This window comes from Rhizobiales bacterium NRL2, from assembly GCA_001664005.1.
GTDB lineage: Bacteria > Pseudomonadota > Alphaproteobacteria > Minwuiales > Minwuiaceae > Minwuia.
Map to the genome: position 1 here is coordinate 940,100 of CP016093.1, position 14,912 is coordinate 955,011.

The 14,912-nt window shown below is 68.1% G+C and carries 16 protein-coding genes; 7 read left to right on the top strand and 9 right to left on the bottom strand.

The window, feature by feature from the left end:
* Positions 1-8 precede the first annotated feature (8 nt).
* Entirely contained in the window at positions 9-500 is a 492-nt protein-coding gene (locus TEF_04370; protein ID ANK83271.1) for a hypothetical protein, read from the bottom strand.
* 211 nt (positions 501-711) lie between these two features.
* Here TEF_04370 and TEF_04375 point away from each other — a divergent pair, with 211 nt between their 5' ends.
* Positions 712-915 carry a 30S ribosomal protein S21 gene (locus TEF_04375; protein ID ANK80108.1) on the top strand — a complete coding sequence of 68 codons (204 nt, stop codon included), beginning with the start codon at positions 712-714 and terminating at the stop codon, positions 913-915.
* 178 nt (positions 916-1,093) lie between these two features.
* On the opposite strand, the gene TEF_04380 is transcribed toward TEF_04375, so the two are convergent.
* The 3 genes from TEF_04380 to TEF_04390 form a co-directional block, all read right to left on the bottom strand.
* Entirely contained in the window at positions 1,094-1,222 is a 129-nt protein-coding gene (locus TEF_04380) for a cytochrome C oxidase subunit IV (GenBank protein ID ANK80109.1), read from the bottom strand.
* A gap of 94 nt (positions 1,223-1,316) precedes the next feature.
* Positions 1,317-2,204 (bottom strand): hypothetical protein, encoded by an 888-nt coding sequence (locus tag TEF_04385; protein ANK80110.1) that lies wholly within the window; start codon positions 2,202-2,204, stop codon positions 1,317-1,319.
* A 159-nt stretch (positions 2,205-2,363) separates the two neighbouring features.
* Complete coding sequence (locus tag TEF_04390) at positions 2,364-3,182, bottom strand: hypothetical protein (GenBank protein ID ANK80111.1); 819 nt, start codon at positions 3,180-3,182, stop codon at positions 2,364-2,366.
* Positions 3,183-3,475: 293 nt separating this feature from the next.
* On the opposite strand from TEF_04390, the gene TEF_04395 reads away from it, so the two are divergent.
* Both TEF_04395 and TEF_04400 read left to right on the top strand, forming a co-directional pair.
* Positions 3,476-4,681 carry a hypothetical protein gene (locus TEF_04395; GenBank protein ID ANK83272.1) on the top strand — a complete coding sequence of 402 codons (1,206 nt, stop codon included), beginning with the start codon at positions 3,476-3,478 and terminating at the stop codon, positions 4,679-4,681.
* Positions 4,682-4,758: 77 nt separating this feature from the next.
* A complete protein-coding gene (locus tag TEF_04400) occupies positions 4,759-6,345 on the top strand; it encodes a hypothetical protein (protein ANK80112.1) in 1,587 nt (528 codons plus the stop codon).
* Positions 6,346-6,460: 115 nt separating this feature from the next.
* Here the strand turns inward: TEF_04400 and TEF_04405 are convergent, their stop codons facing one another.
* From TEF_04405 to TEF_04420, 4 genes are read right to left on the bottom strand one after another with little or no spacing between them, the layout of a single operon-like run.
* The gene (locus tag TEF_04405) at positions 6,461-7,057 is read right to left on the bottom strand and encodes a hypothetical protein (protein ID ANK83273.1); all 597 of its coding nucleotides are present in this window, start codon (positions 7,055-7,057) and stop codon (positions 6,461-6,463) included.
* Positions 7,058-7,089: 32 nt separating this feature from the next.
* The gene (locus TEF_04410) at positions 7,090-8,100 is read right to left on the bottom strand and encodes a hypothetical protein (protein ID ANK80113.1); all 1,011 of its coding nucleotides are present in this window, start codon (positions 8,098-8,100) and stop codon (positions 7,090-7,092) included.
* A gap of 3 nt (positions 8,101-8,103) precedes the next feature.
* Positions 8,104-8,874 (bottom strand): ABC transporter ATP-binding protein, encoded by a 771-nt coding sequence (locus TEF_04415; GenBank protein ID ANK80114.1) that lies wholly within the window; start codon positions 8,872-8,874, stop codon positions 8,104-8,106.
* Between the two features lie 3 nt (positions 8,875-8,877).
* Positions 8,878-9,966, bottom strand: coding sequence for a hypothetical protein (locus tag TEF_04420; protein ID ANK83274.1), 1,089 nt, complete (start codon positions 9,964-9,966; stop codon positions 8,878-8,880).
* Positions 9,967-10,071: 105 nt separating this feature from the next.
* Here TEF_04420 and TEF_04425 point away from each other — a divergent pair, with 105 nt between their 5' ends.
* Positions 10,072-10,860 carry a hypothetical protein gene (locus TEF_04425; GenBank protein ID ANK80115.1) on the top strand — a complete coding sequence of 263 codons (789 nt, stop codon included), beginning with the start codon at positions 10,072-10,074 and terminating at the stop codon, positions 10,858-10,860.
* 87 nt (positions 10,861-10,947) lie between these two features.
* Positions 10,948-11,355, top strand: coding sequence for a hypothetical protein (locus TEF_04430; protein ANK80116.1), 408 nt, complete (start codon positions 10,948-10,950; stop codon positions 11,353-11,355).
* A gap of 200 nt (positions 11,356-11,555) precedes the next feature.
* Here TEF_04430 and TEF_04435 read toward each other — a convergent pair whose 3' ends face one another.
* Positions 11,556-12,509, bottom strand: a complete 954-nt coding sequence (locus TEF_04435; GenBank protein ANK80117.1) for an MBL fold metallo-hydrolase — start codon at positions 12,507-12,509, stop codon at positions 11,556-11,558.
* Positions 12,510-12,618: 109 nt separating this feature from the next.
* Here TEF_04435 and TEF_04440 point away from each other — a divergent pair, with 109 nt between their 5' ends.
* Positions 12,619-13,590 (top strand): phenylacetic acid degradation operon negative regulatory protein PaaX, encoded by a 972-nt coding sequence (locus TEF_04440; protein ANK80118.1) that lies wholly within the window; start codon positions 12,619-12,621, stop codon positions 13,588-13,590.
* On the top strand, positions 13,587-14,891 hold the full coding sequence (locus tag TEF_04445) for a hypothetical protein (protein ID ANK80119.1): 1,305 nt from the start codon (positions 13,587-13,589) through the stop codon (positions 14,889-14,891). Before TEF_04440 ends, TEF_04445 begins: the two co-directional genes overlap by 4 nt.
* Positions 14,892-14,912 lie beyond the last annotated feature (21 nt).

Below are 14,912 nucleotides of genomic sequence, written 5' to 3' on the forward strand. Positions count from 1 at the left end.
GCCGGTCGTTACTTGCGGCGGTTCTTCAGACCGATCGAGCGTCCGGCCTCGGGCGGCGGATCGAGGCGGGCGTGCGCGTCGCGCATCGCCGCCAGCCGGGCCTGGATGTCGGGGTGCATGGGCGCGGCGCGGCGCGTCTCGCGGCTGACATGCAGGCTCATCAGTTCGTTGGTGGCGGCCCGGTAGCCCTGCTCGGCGTGGATCATCTCGTGGATGTAGTGGATGCGCTTCTCGTCGAAGCCGAGCAGCCAGGTCCGGAACAGCAGCGGATCGCCCTCGCGGACCTCCTGCAGGTAGTTGATATGGGCTTCCAGCGAGAAGGTCGTGATCTGTTGCGTCTCGCGGTGATCGGCGGTGAGCCCGCAATCGTCCAGGAAGGCGTCCGTGGCGAAATCGAAAACCACCAGATAGTAGCCCATGTTCATGTGACCGTTGTGGTCGATCCACGCCGGCCGCACCTTGTCCCGATAGCCTTCGAACGGCGCCTTGATCGCCTGCATGCCGCCTCCCATATCTCCGACAGCGGCACTTAACCGCGTTTCGGGCGCGCCGGGCAACCGCCAGCGGGCCCTTGGCGCGACGATCCGATCGTGATATAGACCGCGCTCCAACGGCGGAGTTCGATTCGCCGAACGGATCGTTGTTGCCTGCAATGGCGGGCAACGGATGTGAGAATGTCAAGGTAACGGCGAACAGCGAAAGAGGAACGTCTTGGAAGTCAGCGTTCGTGACAACAATGTCGATCAGGCCCTCAAGGTCCTGAAGAAGAAGATGCAGCGGGAAGGCATCTTCCGCGAAATGAAGCTTCGCAACTACTACGAGAAGCCGTCGCAGCGGCGCGCCAGGGAGAAGGCCGAGGCCGTTCGCCGGGCGCGGAAGCTCGCGCGCAAGCGGGCGCAGCGCGACGGGCTCTGAGCCCCGACGCCACCGTCATTGCTGAACAGTATGTCGGCCGGTCCATCGACCGGCCGATCGCGTTTGTCCGCGCCACCCTGGCGCGGGCCCGGAATCGGAAGGGGCGCGCCGCGGTTGCACCACGGCGCGCCCCTTCGTCGTTTCCCGTGTAGTGCAGGCCGGCCGGCCGGCCGGCGTGTCAGACCAGGAAGATCGCCATCAGCGCCAGCAGGACGATGCAGGCGATCACGCCCCATTTCACCAGCCCGATGAACGAGCCATAGACTGTCCTGTGCTGGGAGATATCCATCGAACCCGGCTCGTGCATGATTTCCGCCCCTTCCCTGTGGCCTCGCAGACCTGAAATCCCGGCGCGAAGATAGGCGAGGCCGCGCCCGCCCGCAAGATGCGCCGGCCCGGTCTCATGCGGCGGCCTTCCGCCGCATGACATGGCCGGCGATCTCGTCGAGCGGCGCGATCCAGACGTCGCCGCGGGCTTCGGCGTGGTCGACCAGCCGCTCCAGGATGTTCATGCGGTGGTGGCGGCCGATGACCGAGGGGTGGCAGGTCAGCGTGAAGACGCCGCCCTCGCCGACGATGCCGTCCAGTTCGTCGCGCCAGATGCGGAAGACCTCCTCGGGTCCGTGCAGCTGCGCCATCAGGTGCGGCGGCATGAACCACATGAAGTAGACCGCGTCGTCCAGGCACCAGTCGATGGGGAACTCCAGCAGGTCCGGCTGATCCGGATAGATGTCAGAGAGCAGGTGCGGCGCCTCGCCCGCGAACAGGCTGGAATCATAGGTGAAGCCGCGCTCCGCCAGCAGCCCCGCGGTGTGCAGGTTCATGTCCCAGGCCGGCGAGCGGTAGCCCGCGGGTCTGACGCCCAGATGCGTCTCGAAGGCCGCGAGCGCGGCGTCGAGCACCGCCGCCTCGGCCTCCGGATCGTCCTTGTAGAGCGAGACGTTCTCGTGCTCGTGGCCATGGGCGCCGATCTCGTGGCCCTGCTCGACGATGGCGCGGAAGGATTCGGGCCAGCGCTCCACATTCGCGCCGGGCACGTAGAAGCCCCCGCGGATCCCGCGCCGCTTCAGGAAATCGAGAATGCGCGGCAGGGCGGTGTGCAGGCCGTACATGCCGCGGCTGTAGCCCTGCAGCCGCTTCGGCTTCTTCTCGAACAGCCGCTCGCCCGTGCGCGGGCCTGCCGGGTCGGGCCGCGCCGGCGCGTAGGCGTAGGTCACGTCGCAGTCGAAGGTCAGCGCCATGGCGCCGCGGCGGCCGTCGGGCCAGGGGCCCCGGAACTCGTTCAGCATGATCGTCTCCCCGTATCGGGTCCGATTATGCACCCGCTGCCGCCGGGACCAAGAGAGGGCAGCGGCCGCGCAACGAAAAAGGCAGCCGTCCGAAGACGACTGCCTCTTCCTGTCGGTTCGTGCGGGGCCGGGGCCGGAGCCCCGGCGCCGGGTCGCCTCTTACTGGCGATCCTGCACGATGATGACCACGCGGCGGTTCAGCGGCTCACGCACGCCGTCGCCCGTCTGCACGGCCGGCAGGCTCTCGCCCAGGGCCGCAGCCTCAATGCGGTCAGCGGCGACGCCCCGCAGCTCGAGCACGTCGGTCACGGCGTCGGCACGACGGTTCGACAGAGCCACGTTGTAGTCTGCCGGACCCGAAGTGTCGGCATGGCCGGTCACGTCGACCTCGGCGTTCGGCCGGGCGCGGAAGTCCGCCATCGCCTGGTCGATCACGTTGAACGCCTCGGATTCGATCTCGGACTTGTCGAACTCGAAGTAGACGGTGTAGGTCCGCGCCGGGACCGCGGCCTCAGGCTTCGGCGCGACGGCGACCGGCGGGTTCTCGATCGCGTTCAGGGCCGCATTGGCCTTGTCGCGGCAGCGCCAGATGTGGAGCAGCTGGTAGCCTTCCTCGACCTGCTCCAGCCAGCAGTCGTAGCCGGACTGGGCCTGCGCCAGCAGACGCGGCGTTTCCGTCGCGGCGCCGCCGTCATAGGCAGCCAGAATGCGCTGGTAGGTGCGCTCGGCATAGGCCGTCTCGGTGCCCGGGATGGAGCGGCTGTTGGGCAGATCCGGCTTCACCACGAAGCCGTCCGCAGCCGTCTGGGCCTTCTTCTGGAAGTGGCGCAGGGAGTCGATATCCTTCTGGATATCCTCCTCGGACGCCAGGTGGGCGTACTCGCCGGCCAGCGCCTGGTTCAGCGCCGTGGCCTCCGACGTCATCATCGCCTCTTTCTCGTGCGCCGCAGCGAACGCCTGCTGAGGCAGCAAGAACATTGCGACAGCAGCGATAGCAGCCGACGACGCAGTTATTCTGGCGAGGTTTTTCATTCTTATTCCCCTATTTCCTATTCGCATCTTCAGGTCGGGTTAATTTGACCGTTGCACATAACGCAGAACGACCAAACGCTACCGAGCGCCGATCTGCCTGGGCCGGAAGCTTGTCCTTGTCACATGTCCGTGCCATGACGGGCGCGTGGCTGTTTCGTGACCTGTATTGCATCGAAACCGCACGCGACCCCTTCACTGACCCGAGCATAACCGGAGGACTTCTTTTGCCTCACGACAACATAAATGGCCATGCTAGAGCCGACTTCAATGAAGTGCGACAGGCTTTCGCATCAAATTTTCACGACTATGGCGAAATTGGGGCGAGTTGCTGCGTCACGCTCGGGGGCGAAACGGTCGTCGACCTGTGGGGCGGCGTTGCGGATCAGGCTACCTCGCGCCCCTGGGAGGAAGACACGGTTTCCGTGGTTTTCTCCGCCACCAAGGGCGCCACGGCGATCTGCGCCCATCACCTGATCGAGCGCGGGGCCTTCACACTCGATACGCCGGTCATCGAATTGTGGCCGGAATTCGGCGCCCGGGGCAAGGACGGCGCCACGGTCCGCATGATGCTCGACCATTCCGCCGGCGTCCCCGTCCTGCGAGAAAAACTGAAAGAAGACGGCATCTATGACTGGGATTACATGTGCGATCGTCTTGCCGCGGAAGAGCCGTTCTGGCGGCCGGGCGAGCGCAACGGCTATCACGGACTGACCTTCGGCTGGACGGTGGGCGAACTGGTGCGCCGGGCCTCGGGCAAGTCGCTGGGAACCTATTTTCGCGAGAACGTGGCCGATCCGCTCGGCATCGACTTCTGGATCGGCCTGCCGGAAGAAATGGAGCCGCGGGTGGCGCCGATGATCTTCCGCCGTCACCAGCCAGGCGACGCGCAGCCGCCCTTTCTGGAGGTGGGGCTGAACCAGCCGGGCTCGATCCCGCATCTGTTCCTGTTCAACTCCGGCGGCTATCTCTCGCGCGGCTGCAATACCCGCGAGGGCCACGCGGCGGAGCTGGGCGGCGCCGGCGGCATCACCAATGCCCGCGGCCTGGCGCTGATGTACCGCCCCTTCGCCAATGGCGGTTCGTGGGACGGCGTGGACATGGTGGGGCCGGACACGCTCGCCGCCATGGGGGAGGTCTCGACCGCGACCAACCTGGACGCCAACCTGCAGATCCCCACACGCTTTGCGCCGGGCTTCATGAAGTCGATGGACAATCGCGGCCTCGGCTTCGAGAGCGCGATCATCGGCGCGGGCGCCTTCGGCCATGTGGGCGCGGGCGGCTCCATCGGTTTCGCCGACCCGGAGCTGGGAATGAGCTTCGGCTACACCATGAACCGGATGGGCGAGGGACTGCTGCTCAACGAGCGCGGCCAGGCGCTGGTGGACGCGGTCTATCGCTGCCTGGGCGGCATGACGGTGCGCGGCGGGGCCTGGCGGCGCGCCTGAGGCACGGCGCCGCCGTTGCATCGCCGCATGCACGCCCTATTCTCCCCCGGTCGAACGCCAAGGGGAGGCCGCGGGACGTGAATCTGACCGATTGGGACAACCGGGAGCGCCGCTACGACCTGAGCCCGGAGGCGGCGGCGCGGGAGCTTGAGCGCCATTACGGTATCGCCGGCGAGACCACCTTCGCCGACCTGGTGGCCCGGGCCGCCGAACAGTTTCCGGCCAAGGTCGCGATCGTCCATCATGGCCGCATTCTGACCTATGCCCAGCTCATGCGGAAGGTGGCGGCCGTGCGCCGTTTCGTGGCGGACCGCGCGAAGCCGGGCCAGCGGGTCGCGCTGCTGGTCGACAACTCCGACCACTATCCGATCTGGTATTTCGGCATCCTGGCGGCCGGGGCCGTCGCGGTGCCGATCAACCCCAAGCTTGTGGCCCGCGAACTGGGCTACATGGTCGGCGACGCGGAACCCGTGCTGTTCGTCGAGGAGACCCGCTTCGAGAAGCTGATCGACGACGCCCTGGCGATGGCGGGACGCGACGTGCCGCGCTTCGTGGTCGACCGCGACCCGCCGCCGCCCTATGCCGGCGAGTGGCAGCCGACGCGGGGCATCGACGTCCACAGCCCGGCGGCGATCTACTACACTTCCGGGACCACGGGCGCGCCCAAGGGCGTGATCCACACCCATTACAGCCTGATGGCCGGCGCCGTCCTTTGTCCGGAAGCCTGGGAGCACACCGGGCCGGAGACGCGCTTTCTGGCCTGCACGCCGATGTTCCATATCGCCAGCCACGTCTTCTTCCTGGTGATCCTGGCGCTGGGCGCGACGCTGGTGGTCGACAGCTATCAGACCGAGCGCACCATGCGCCAGATCGCGGATCACGGCATCGACGCCTTCTTCGCGGTGCCCTCGCAGCTTCTGATGATGGAGCAGCACCCGCTGAAGGACGAACTCGATTTCTCCCACGTGAAGATGGTCTGTTTCGGCGCCGCGCCGATGGCCATGGACCGGCTACAGGCGGTCCAGGACATGTTCCCCAATGCCGGCCTGGTTCACGCCATGGGACAGACCGAAAGCTGCGGCATGATCGTCACCCTGTCGTCGAAACGGGCCTTCGAGAAGATCGGCTCGGTCGGCGTGCCCGTGCCGGGTAACGTCATCCGCGTGGTCGACGCGGACGACAACGACGTGCCCCGGGGCGAGATCGGTGAACTGGTCAGCCGCGGCCCGCAGAACATGATCGGCTATCTCAACCGCCCGGACGCGACGGCGGAGACCCTACGCGGCGGCTGGCTGCACACCGGCGATCTCGGCTATCAGGACGCGGACGGCTATCTCTACCTGGTCGACCGTTCCAAGGACATGATCATCCGCGGCGGCGAGAACATCTACTCCACCGAGGTCGAGGATGTCGTCTACATGCTGGACGCGGTCTCGCTCTGCGCGGTGATCGGCGTGCCCGACAAGCTGTTCGGCGAGGAAGTCGGCGTGTTCATCCAGACCCGGAAGGGCAGGGCGCTCGCGGCCGAGGACGTGCAGAAGCACTGCCGCGAACATCTGGCCGCCTACAAGGTGCCCCGCGTCGTGGAGTTCGTCGACGACTTCGCTATGACCGCGACCGGCAAGATCCAGAAGGGCGAACTCCGCAAGCGCTACCAGGGCTGAACCGGGGGCGGGGATCCGTTCCGCTGAGAACACGGCCGTCACCCAGCGGCGCCATGCCCGCCTCCCCCGACCGGGTCAGGGGCCCGCAAGGCGTTCGACCGGAGGCCGGACGGCCTCAGCGTCCGTAGGCGCGCTGACCCTCGACGATCGTCCATTCGACGATGTCGCGCAGTACTGTGCCCATGGCCTCGTCCCAGGCGCGGATGGAATCTTCCATGCTCTCGGTCGGCGGATCGTCGACGGCCGCCTCGAAGCTGGCGGAGCGGACGATGATCTGGCGCGGCTGGCGGATCAGCTTGGCGTTGATCCGCACGCGGATCTTGCCGCCGCCGAAGTCCTCCACCTGGAATTCGCGGATCTCGGTCTTCAGGCTGAAGTCGGCGCGCAGACCGATGGCCTGACGGCCGACCGCGACGATGGTGCCACTGTTCTCGAAACTCTCCACCAGCAGGGTCTGGACCATCTTCGGGGCGCGCTCGGTCCAGCGGATATCGCCGAAATAGCCGAGCTCGAGCGGCGAGGGTCTGACGGCGATCCGCGCCGTGTCCAGGCCGCCGGCGGCGACGGGTTCCTCGATCACGAGTTGCCATTCGACCCGGGGCAGACCGGGATCGAAATTGCTCTTGGGCGACAGGTTGTAGAGATTGCTGGGCGCTTTCGGCACCGGCAGGATGCCGCCGCAGGCGGTCAGCAGCAGCACCGCCGCGGCCAGCGCGAGCGGCCGACCGGCCCGGAACCGGCGCCTCACTGATTGCGCTCCACGACCGCGCCGCCGCTGCCGAACAGCGACTGGGCCCCGCCGGCCTCCAGCCGCTCGGTCAGGCGCGAGAGCGAGGCGATCAGCAGCCGCGCCTCGGTGATGAAGCGCTGGAATTCGCCCAGCCCGTCATTGGCGAAGCTGCTCAGATACTCCTCGTTGTTCTGCAGCAATCCGTTCAGCGTCGACATCATTTCTCCCAGATCCCGGTTGGTCTGGCGCAGCTCACCGATCAGCGCCCTGGCGTCCTTGGTAACCACCTGGTCGACGCCGGTCATGGCGCCACGGGCCACCGCCAGCGTTTCCTCCGCGTCGTCGATCACGCCCGACGAACGGTCGACCAGTTGGCGCGCGCTCTTCATCGTCGCGGCGATGTCCGCGGCGCTGCTGTCGAGCGAGCGCAGCACGCTGTCGATGCGCATGTCCTGGCCGGCCAGGGTGCCGGTGACGGTCTTCAGGTCCGACAGGATGCCGCCGATCGATTCCTGATTCTCCGAACCCAGCAGATCGGCCAGCCGTTCGGTGACCACAATGGCCCGGCTGAGCAGTTCCGGCGCGCCGGAGAACAGCTTCTCGATATCCGACGGCGCCGAGGGGATGATCGGCCTGGGCGCCAGCGGCGGCGTGGTCAGGGGCGGACTCTTGGCGGCCGCGCCCTCGATGTTGACATAGGCGACGCCGGTGATGCCCTGCAGCTTCAGCGTGGCGATGTCGCCCTCGCGGATCGGCACGTCTTCGTCGATCTCGACCACCGTGCGGACCTGGGTGGGGTCGTCGGGATCGATGCGGATATCGGTGACGGAGCCGACCTTGATGCCGCGGTAGCGGACATCGCCGCCGACCGAGAGGCCGGCCACCGAACCGCGGATGAAGATATCGTAGACCCGCTTGGCCTCGTCCAGCCCGGCCTGGGAAATCCAGATCGCGAAGCCGAAGAAGGCGAGGGTGAAGATCAGCACGACGCTGCCGATCAGCAGATGGCTGGCCCGGGTCTCCACAGCCTACTCCGCTTCGCTGTCCCGCGCGGCGCGGGCGCGGGGTCCGTGGAAATATTCGCGGATCCAGGGATGGTCGTGCCGTTCCAGCTCCCTGACGGGTGCTACCGAAAGAACCTTGTGATCCGCGAGAACCGCGACACGGTCGCAGATCGCATAGAGGCTGTCCAGATCGTGGGTGACCATGACCACGGTCAGCCCCAGCGCGCGGGACAGCTCACCGATCAGCTCGTCGAACTGCGCCGCGCCGATGGGATCCAGGCCTGCGGTCGGTTCGTCGAGAAAGACGATCTCCGGATCCAGGGCCAGCGCCCGCGCCAGGCCTGCGCGCTTGCGCATGCCGCCCGACAGCTCCGATGGGTATTTCGGCGCGGCGTCCGCGGGCAGGCCGACCATGGCGATCTTCAGCCCCGCCAGTTCGTTCATCAGCCCCTGCGGCAGGTCGGTATGCTCGCGCATCGGCGCTTCCACGTTCTCGGCGACGGACAGGGAGCTGAACAGGGCGCCGTTCTGGAACAGCACGCCCCAGCGCCGTTCCAGCAGGCGGCGGCGGTCGGGATCGAGCGCGCCGAGGTGCTCGCCGAAGACCTCGATGCGTCCCGCGCTCGGCCGGAGCAGGCCGATTATGGCGCGCAGCAGCACCGACTTGCCGGTGCCCGAGCCGCCGACCACGCCCAGCACCTCGCCCTGGCGCACTTCCAGGTCGACGCCGTCGTGCACGGTCTGGGGCCCGAAGCGTGTGACGAGGCCGGAGACGCGGATGATCGGGTCGGCCATCGCTCACACCCCGATCAGGTTGAAGAAGACCGAGAACATGGCGTCGGCGACGATGACGATGAAGATGCCCTCGACGACGGCGCGCGTGGTCTGCTGGCCGAGCGATTCCGCGCTGCCGGCGGTGCGCAGTCCCTCGTAGCAGCCGACCATGGCGATCAGCGCCCCGAAGACCGGCGCCTTGACCAGGCCCACCAGCAGGGTCGACAGCTTGACCGCCGACATCAGCCGTTCCGCGAACAGCGAGGGCGGGATGTCCAGCGCCACCCAGGCCATCAGTCCGCCGCCGATCAGGCCGCTGATGTCGGCCAGCAGCGCCAGCGGCCCCATCATCAGGCAGAGTGCCAGCACCCGGGGCAGCACCAGGACCTCCATCGGGTCGAGGCCCAGCGCCCGCATGGCGTCGACTTCCTCGTTGACCTTCATGGAACCGATCTGGGCGGCGAACGCGCTGCCCGAGCGGCCGGCGACGACGATCGCGGTCAGCAGGATGCCGATCTCGCGCAGCACGGAAATGCCGATCAGGTTGACGGTGAAGATCTGCGCGCCGAAGCGTTCGAGCTGCGCCGCCCCCTGAAAGGCGAGCACGACGCCGACCAGAAAGGAGATCAGGGCGACGATGGGAAACGCCTTCACGCCGGCCTGCTCCATATGGTGGACCGTGGCGGTCAGGCGCAGGCGGCCGGGACGGAGGGCGGTACGCGCCGCGCACTCGATCGTCGCCCCCAGGAAGCCGACCATGGAGGCGGCGCGGGCGCCGGCGGCCAGCGCGCCTTCGCCAAGGGCGGCGACCAGACGGACCACCGGGTTGCCATCGTCGGGCATTACCACGGGCCGGGCATGGAGGTCGGCTACCCGTTCGATCAGCTGGCGCTGGACCTCGCTCGCGCCGTCGATGCGGGCGCCGGTTCGGTCGGCCAGCCGGACCAGCAGATAGGCGCCGGAGGTGTCCAGCCAGGTGACGCCGGAGATATCGAGTGCGGTCAGGTCCGCCGGCGCGGCGGCGGCCTGCCGGTCCAGCGAACGGGCGTGGGCGACCGACCAGGCGCCATGGGCGTGCGCCACGCCGCCGGCGACTTCCAGCCGCGGGGCCACGGAGCGGTCGGCCCCGCCGCGTTTCTGTTCGGAATTGTCGTCGGCGATGGTAGTCAAGTCTCGACGCGGCCCGCGTTCCGTTTGTGAGGGAAGGGAATCTGCATCATGCCCCGCTTCAGCGCCAACATCGACATGCTGTTTACCGAACTGCCCTTCCTGGAGCGGTTCGAGGCCGCCGCCGCGCACGGCTTCACCGAAGTCGAGATCCTCAACCCCCACATCCATGACCGCGAGGCTATGCGCGCCGAACGGGACCGCCACGGCCTCGGCATAACGCTGATCAACATGCCGATCCCGCGCATGGCCGACGGCGACAGGGGTGCGGCGGTCGACCCGGCGGCGACGGAGCGTTTCCTGGACGAGGCGGAGCGGACGCTCGACCTCGCCCGCTTCCTGGAGGCGCCGCGCGTCCACGTACTGGCCGGTCGCGCCGAGCCCGGCGACGCCACCGCCGAGGCCGCCTTCGTCGAGCATGTCCAGCGCGCCGCCGCGATGGCGGCGGAAGCGGGAGTCCGGCTGATGCTGGAGCCGATCAACACCCGCGACATTCCGGGTTACTTCCTGCGCACGGTCGACCAGGCCCTGCGCATCCTCGACCGGGTCGGGCGCGACAACGTGTTCCTGCAGTTCGACGCCTATCATGTGCAGGTGATGAGCGGCGACATCGTGCACCGCTTCCGCGCCGCCTTCGACCGCATCGGCCATGTGCAGATCGCCAATCCGCCGGACCGCCACGAACCGGGCCGCGGCGAGATCGACTTCGCCTTCTTCTTCGAACAGGTCGACGCGCTGGGCTATGACGGCCGGGTCAGCCTGGAGTACCGTCCCGCCACGACGACGTCCGAGAGTCTGGCCTGGGGCGCGCCCTGGGGGCTGGGCGCCGGGGCGGGCTGAGGCGTGACGGCGCGCATTGTCCACGTCTGCGCGCTGGGCCAGACCGGACGGGCACGAGACCACGCACGAACGGAACGGTGAGACGACATGCGACTGATCCTGGCCGCCTGCCTGGCCACGCTCCTTTCATTGCCCGCCGCCGCCGGCGAGGGCGACGCCGCCAGCGGCGAAGAGATCTTCATGCGCTTCTGCAAGCAGTGCCACATCCCGATTCCCGGCGATCCGCTGACCGCGCCGGATCTGTCGGGCGTGGTGGGGCGGCCCGTGGGCGCCGAGGAAGGCTACCGCTATTCCGACGCCTTCCTGGCCCGCCGCGAGGAGGGGATGATCTGGACCGAGGAGAATCTGGACGCGTTCCTGCGCCACCCGCGGGACTTCATTCCCGGCTCCATCATGGTCTTCAAGGGCGTGCGCCGCGGCTCCCACCGCGACGACCTGATCGCCTTCCTGAAGGCGCTGGAACCGAGGAGTGGGAGCGGAACAACTTCCGATTGAATTGCCCGGGATTGGCGCCCTCGGATCCGGGTCCGTCCCCCCGAACGGGATCATGCCCGCTTTGTGCGGGCATCCGGTTATCCACATGACTCGCGGCGAAGCCGCTCCGGACCCCCGCACAGGGCGGGGGTGACAGGAAAAGACCGCCGCTTCCGGGAAGGGGGCAGGGTGGGGGATGCCCCTGGCTGACGCGGAGGACCTCAGCCGTCCTCGAGCTGTTTCCACATCTCCCGGTCGCGTTCGGCGGTCCAGATGCGCGGATGCTCGATGCCCGCGGCCTCGTCATAGGCGCGGGAGATGTCGAAGGGCATGCAGTGGTCGAAGATCGACCAGTGGCCGTACTTCTCCTCCAGGCGCGGCACCACGCTGTCGTAGACCTGTTTCAGCGACTGGTCCTGGCCGACGCCCTGGCTCGCGCCCTCGTAGAGCGCGCGGATGAAGCTTTCGGTGCCGGCCATCGCCGCCTCGCAATCCTCCGGCGTCGTCATCGCCGGGCCGCGCCCCGGCACCAGGTAGAGCGGCTGCAGCGCGCGCAGCTTCTCCAGCGTCTGCGGCCAGTCGCGCAGATAGGCGTCGCCGGTATAGGGCGTGGCCCCGTTCTCGACCAGGTCGCCGGAGAACAGCACCCGCTGTTCGGGCAGCCAGACCACCGTGTCGCCCTTGGTGTGGCCGCGGCCGGGATGGATGATCTGGACCTCCAGACCGCCCATCATCACCGTCATGCGCTCCCTGAAGGTGAGGGTCGGCCAGGTCAGTCCCGGAATGCTCTCGATGCCGCGGAACAGACGCGGGAAGCGTCCGGCTTCCGAATCGTAGTCCTGCTGGCCGCGCTCCCGGATCAGGTCGTGCGTCGGCTCCGAACAGATCACGTGCTCCGCCCCGTAGGCGGCGGCGCCCAGCACCCGGACGGCGTGATAGTGGGTCAGCACGACGTACTTGAACGGTTTGTCGGTGACCGCGGCGACGCGGCGTTTCAGGTCTTCGGCGGCGATGGGCGTGGCGCGGGTGTCGATCACCATCACTCCGTCATCGCCGATCACCACGCCGGACGTGGGATCGCCTTCCTCCACATAGACCCAAGCGTTTTCGGTGAGCTGCTCGAAGGAGATCTCCTTCTCCTCGTTGACGTCGGTCGATGCGAACGAGCGCGCCATTGATGTCTCTCCCCGGTTCGTTCCTCGAACATCACTTAAGACCGCCGCCGCGCCGCCTTCAAGCGCCCGGTCGTTGAAAGCCCCCGCGAACAGGTTAATCTCGGCGCCCATGCCCGAAGCGACCGCCGCACCCCTGCCCGACATCGCCGGCCGACTGATCGAGCGGATCGCCATCCGCGCGCCGTCGCTGATCGTGACCGTCTGGGGCGACACCATCGCCGCCCACGGCGAGGCCGTGTGGCTGGGCAGCCTGATCCGGCTTATGGGCGATTTCGGCCTCAACGAGCGGGTGGTCCGGACCTCGGTCTTCCGCCTGCAGAAGGACAACTGGCTGGCCCGGGAGCAGATCGGCCGGCGCAGCCTCTACGATCTGACGTCCTCGGCGCGGCGCATTTCGGCCGCCGGCGACAGCCGCATCTACCGGCCGTCGCCGCCCGAATGGCGCGGCGAATGGCTGGTGCTGATCCTGGGGCCGTCGACGGCGGAGGTGCGGGAGAAGCTGCGCCGGGAACTGCTGCTGCAGGGCTTCGGCAGCCCGTCGCCCGGCGTCTTCGTCCGCCCCGACGGCGATTTCGCCTCGGCCCGCGACCTGCTGGAGGAGGCCGGCGCCGCCGAGGATGTCGTGGCCTTCCACTCGGACGGCGCCCTGACGGAGGGGCTCGGCCCCGTGCGGCGCCTGGTGGCGCATGCCTGGGATCATGCGGCGCTGGAGCAGGGCTACCGCGAATTCATCCAGCTTTTCCGCCCGGTGCTGGCGGAGGCCGCCGGGCTGGACGACCGCGCCCGTTTCGTGGTCCGTACCCTGTTGATCCACGAATTCCGCCGGGTCACCCTGCGCGACCCGATGCTGCCGGCCGAGCTGCTGCCAGCGGACTGGCCGGGCCAGCGGGCGCGCGACCTGTGCGCGGCCATCTACCGCGCCATCCATGCCGGCGCGGCGCGCCATGCCATGGCGGTGCTGGAAACGCGCGCCGGACGTCTACCCAAGCCGCGCGCGGCCTACTACGATCGCTTCGGGGGAATTGACTGGGAGAACGGGGGCCGGCAACAGGCCGCCGCAAGGGGAGGAACCGATAGATGAGTTTGAAGGTGGCCATTGTCGGCGCGGGGCCGGCGGGGTTCTACGCGGCCGAGGCGCTGGCCTCGGCGGACGAGACGGTGCACGTGGATCTGATCGACCGGCTGCCGACGCCGCACGGGCTGATCCGCTCCGGCGTCGCGCCCGATCATCAGAAGACCAAGAACGTCACCCGGAAATACGACCAGACCGCCAGCCGTGACAATGTCCGCTATGTGGGCAATGTCATGCTGGGCCGCGACGTCAGCGTCGCCGAGCTGAGGGAGATCTACGACGCCGTCATCATCGCCTTCGGCGCCGAGGGCGACCGGCCGCTGGGCGTGCCCGGCGAGGAAAAGGAGGGCGTCTACGGCTCCTTCGCCTTCGTCGGCTGGTACAACGGTCATCCCGATTTCGTCGACCTCGACCCGGACCTGAACACCGAATCGGCGGTCGTCGTCGGCAATGGCAACGTGGCGCTGGACTGCGCCCGGCTGCTGGCGCGGACCGCGAACGAGATGAAGGCCTCCGACGTTTTCGAGGACGCCGGCGAGGCGATGTACAACAGCCCGATCCGCGACATCTACATCCTCGGCCGGCGCGGCCCCGTCGAGGCCAGCTTCTCGATCGCGGAGATGCGGGAGATGGGCGAACTGGAGCAAGGCGTCTCCGTCGTGCACGACGACCAGATTCCCGAGGAACTGCCCGGGGACATGGAAGCCAGGGAGGCGCGCAGCCGCAAGCCGGTGCTGGAGGTGCTGAAGGGCTTCCGCCAGAACCGCTCCGGCACCAAGCCGAAGACGGTGCATTTCGAGTTCTTCCTCCGGCCCGTCGAAGTGCTGGGCGACGACAGGGTCACCGGCATCCGGGTCGAACGCACGCGCCTGGAGAACGGCCGCGCCATCGGCACCGGCGAGATCTTCGACATCCCCTGCGGCATCGTCATCACCTGCATCGGTTATGTCAGCCGGGAGGTCGAAGGACTGCCCATGGAGTGGGGGAAGATCGTCAACGAGGATGGCCGCGTCGGCCCCGGCGTCTACTGCGTCGGCTGGGCCAAGCGCGGGCCGACCGGCACGATCGGCACCAACCGCCCGGACGCGCAGGACGTCGCCCGGCTGGTGATCGAGGATCTGGGCCAGGGCGCCGGCAAGCCCGGCGGGGCGGGGCTGGACACGCTGCTGCAGGGCCGCGGGCTGCGCCACACCGACTATGAGGACTGGATGAAGATCGACGAGGCCGAGCAGGCCAACGCGCCGGAGGCGGCGCCGCGTCGGAAGTTCGTCACCATCCCCGACATGCTGGCGATCGTCGACGAGGCCTGAACGGGATCCCTGACCCATGTC

What these genes read in the sequence shown, in the direction of transcription:
- TEF_04370 (ANK83271.1), bottom strand. Translation starts at nt 500, where the DNA reads ATGCAGGCGATCAAGGCGCCGTTCGAAGGCTATCGGGACAAGGTGCGG.
- TEF_04430 (ANK80116.1), top strand. Translation starts at nt 10,948, where the DNA reads ATGCGACTGATCCTGGCCGCCTGCCTGGCCACGCTCCTTTCATTGCCC.
- TEF_04390 (ANK80111.1), bottom strand. Translation starts at nt 3,182, where the DNA reads ATGTTCTTGCTGCCTCAGCAGGCGTTCGCTGCGGCGCACGAGAAAGAG.
- TEF_04380 (ANK80109.1), bottom strand. Translation starts at nt 1,222, where the DNA reads ATGCACGAGCCGGGTTCGATGGATATCTCCCAGCACAGGACAGTCTAT.
- TEF_04385 (ANK80110.1), bottom strand. Translation starts at nt 2,204, where the DNA reads ATGCTGAACGAGTTCCGGGGCCCCTGGCCCGACGGCCGCCGCGGCGCC.
- TEF_04445 (ANK80119.1), top strand. Translation starts at nt 13,587, where the DNA reads ATGAGTTTGAAGGTGGCCATTGTCGGCGCGGGGCCGGCGGGGTTCTAC.
- TEF_04440 (ANK80118.1), top strand. Translation starts at nt 12,619, where the DNA reads ATGCCCGAAGCGACCGCCGCACCCCTGCCCGACATCGCCGGCCGACTG.
- TEF_04415 (ANK80114.1), bottom strand. Translation starts at nt 8,874, where the DNA reads ATGGCCGACCCGATCATCCGCGTCTCCGGCCTCGTCACACGCTTCGGG.
- TEF_04435 (ANK80117.1), bottom strand. Translation starts at nt 12,509, where the DNA reads ATGGCGCGCTCGTTCGCATCGACCGACGTCAACGAGGAGAAGGAGATC.
- TEF_04425 (ANK80115.1), top strand. Translation starts at nt 10,072, where the DNA reads ATGCCCCGCTTCAGCGCCAACATCGACATGCTGTTTACCGAACTGCCC.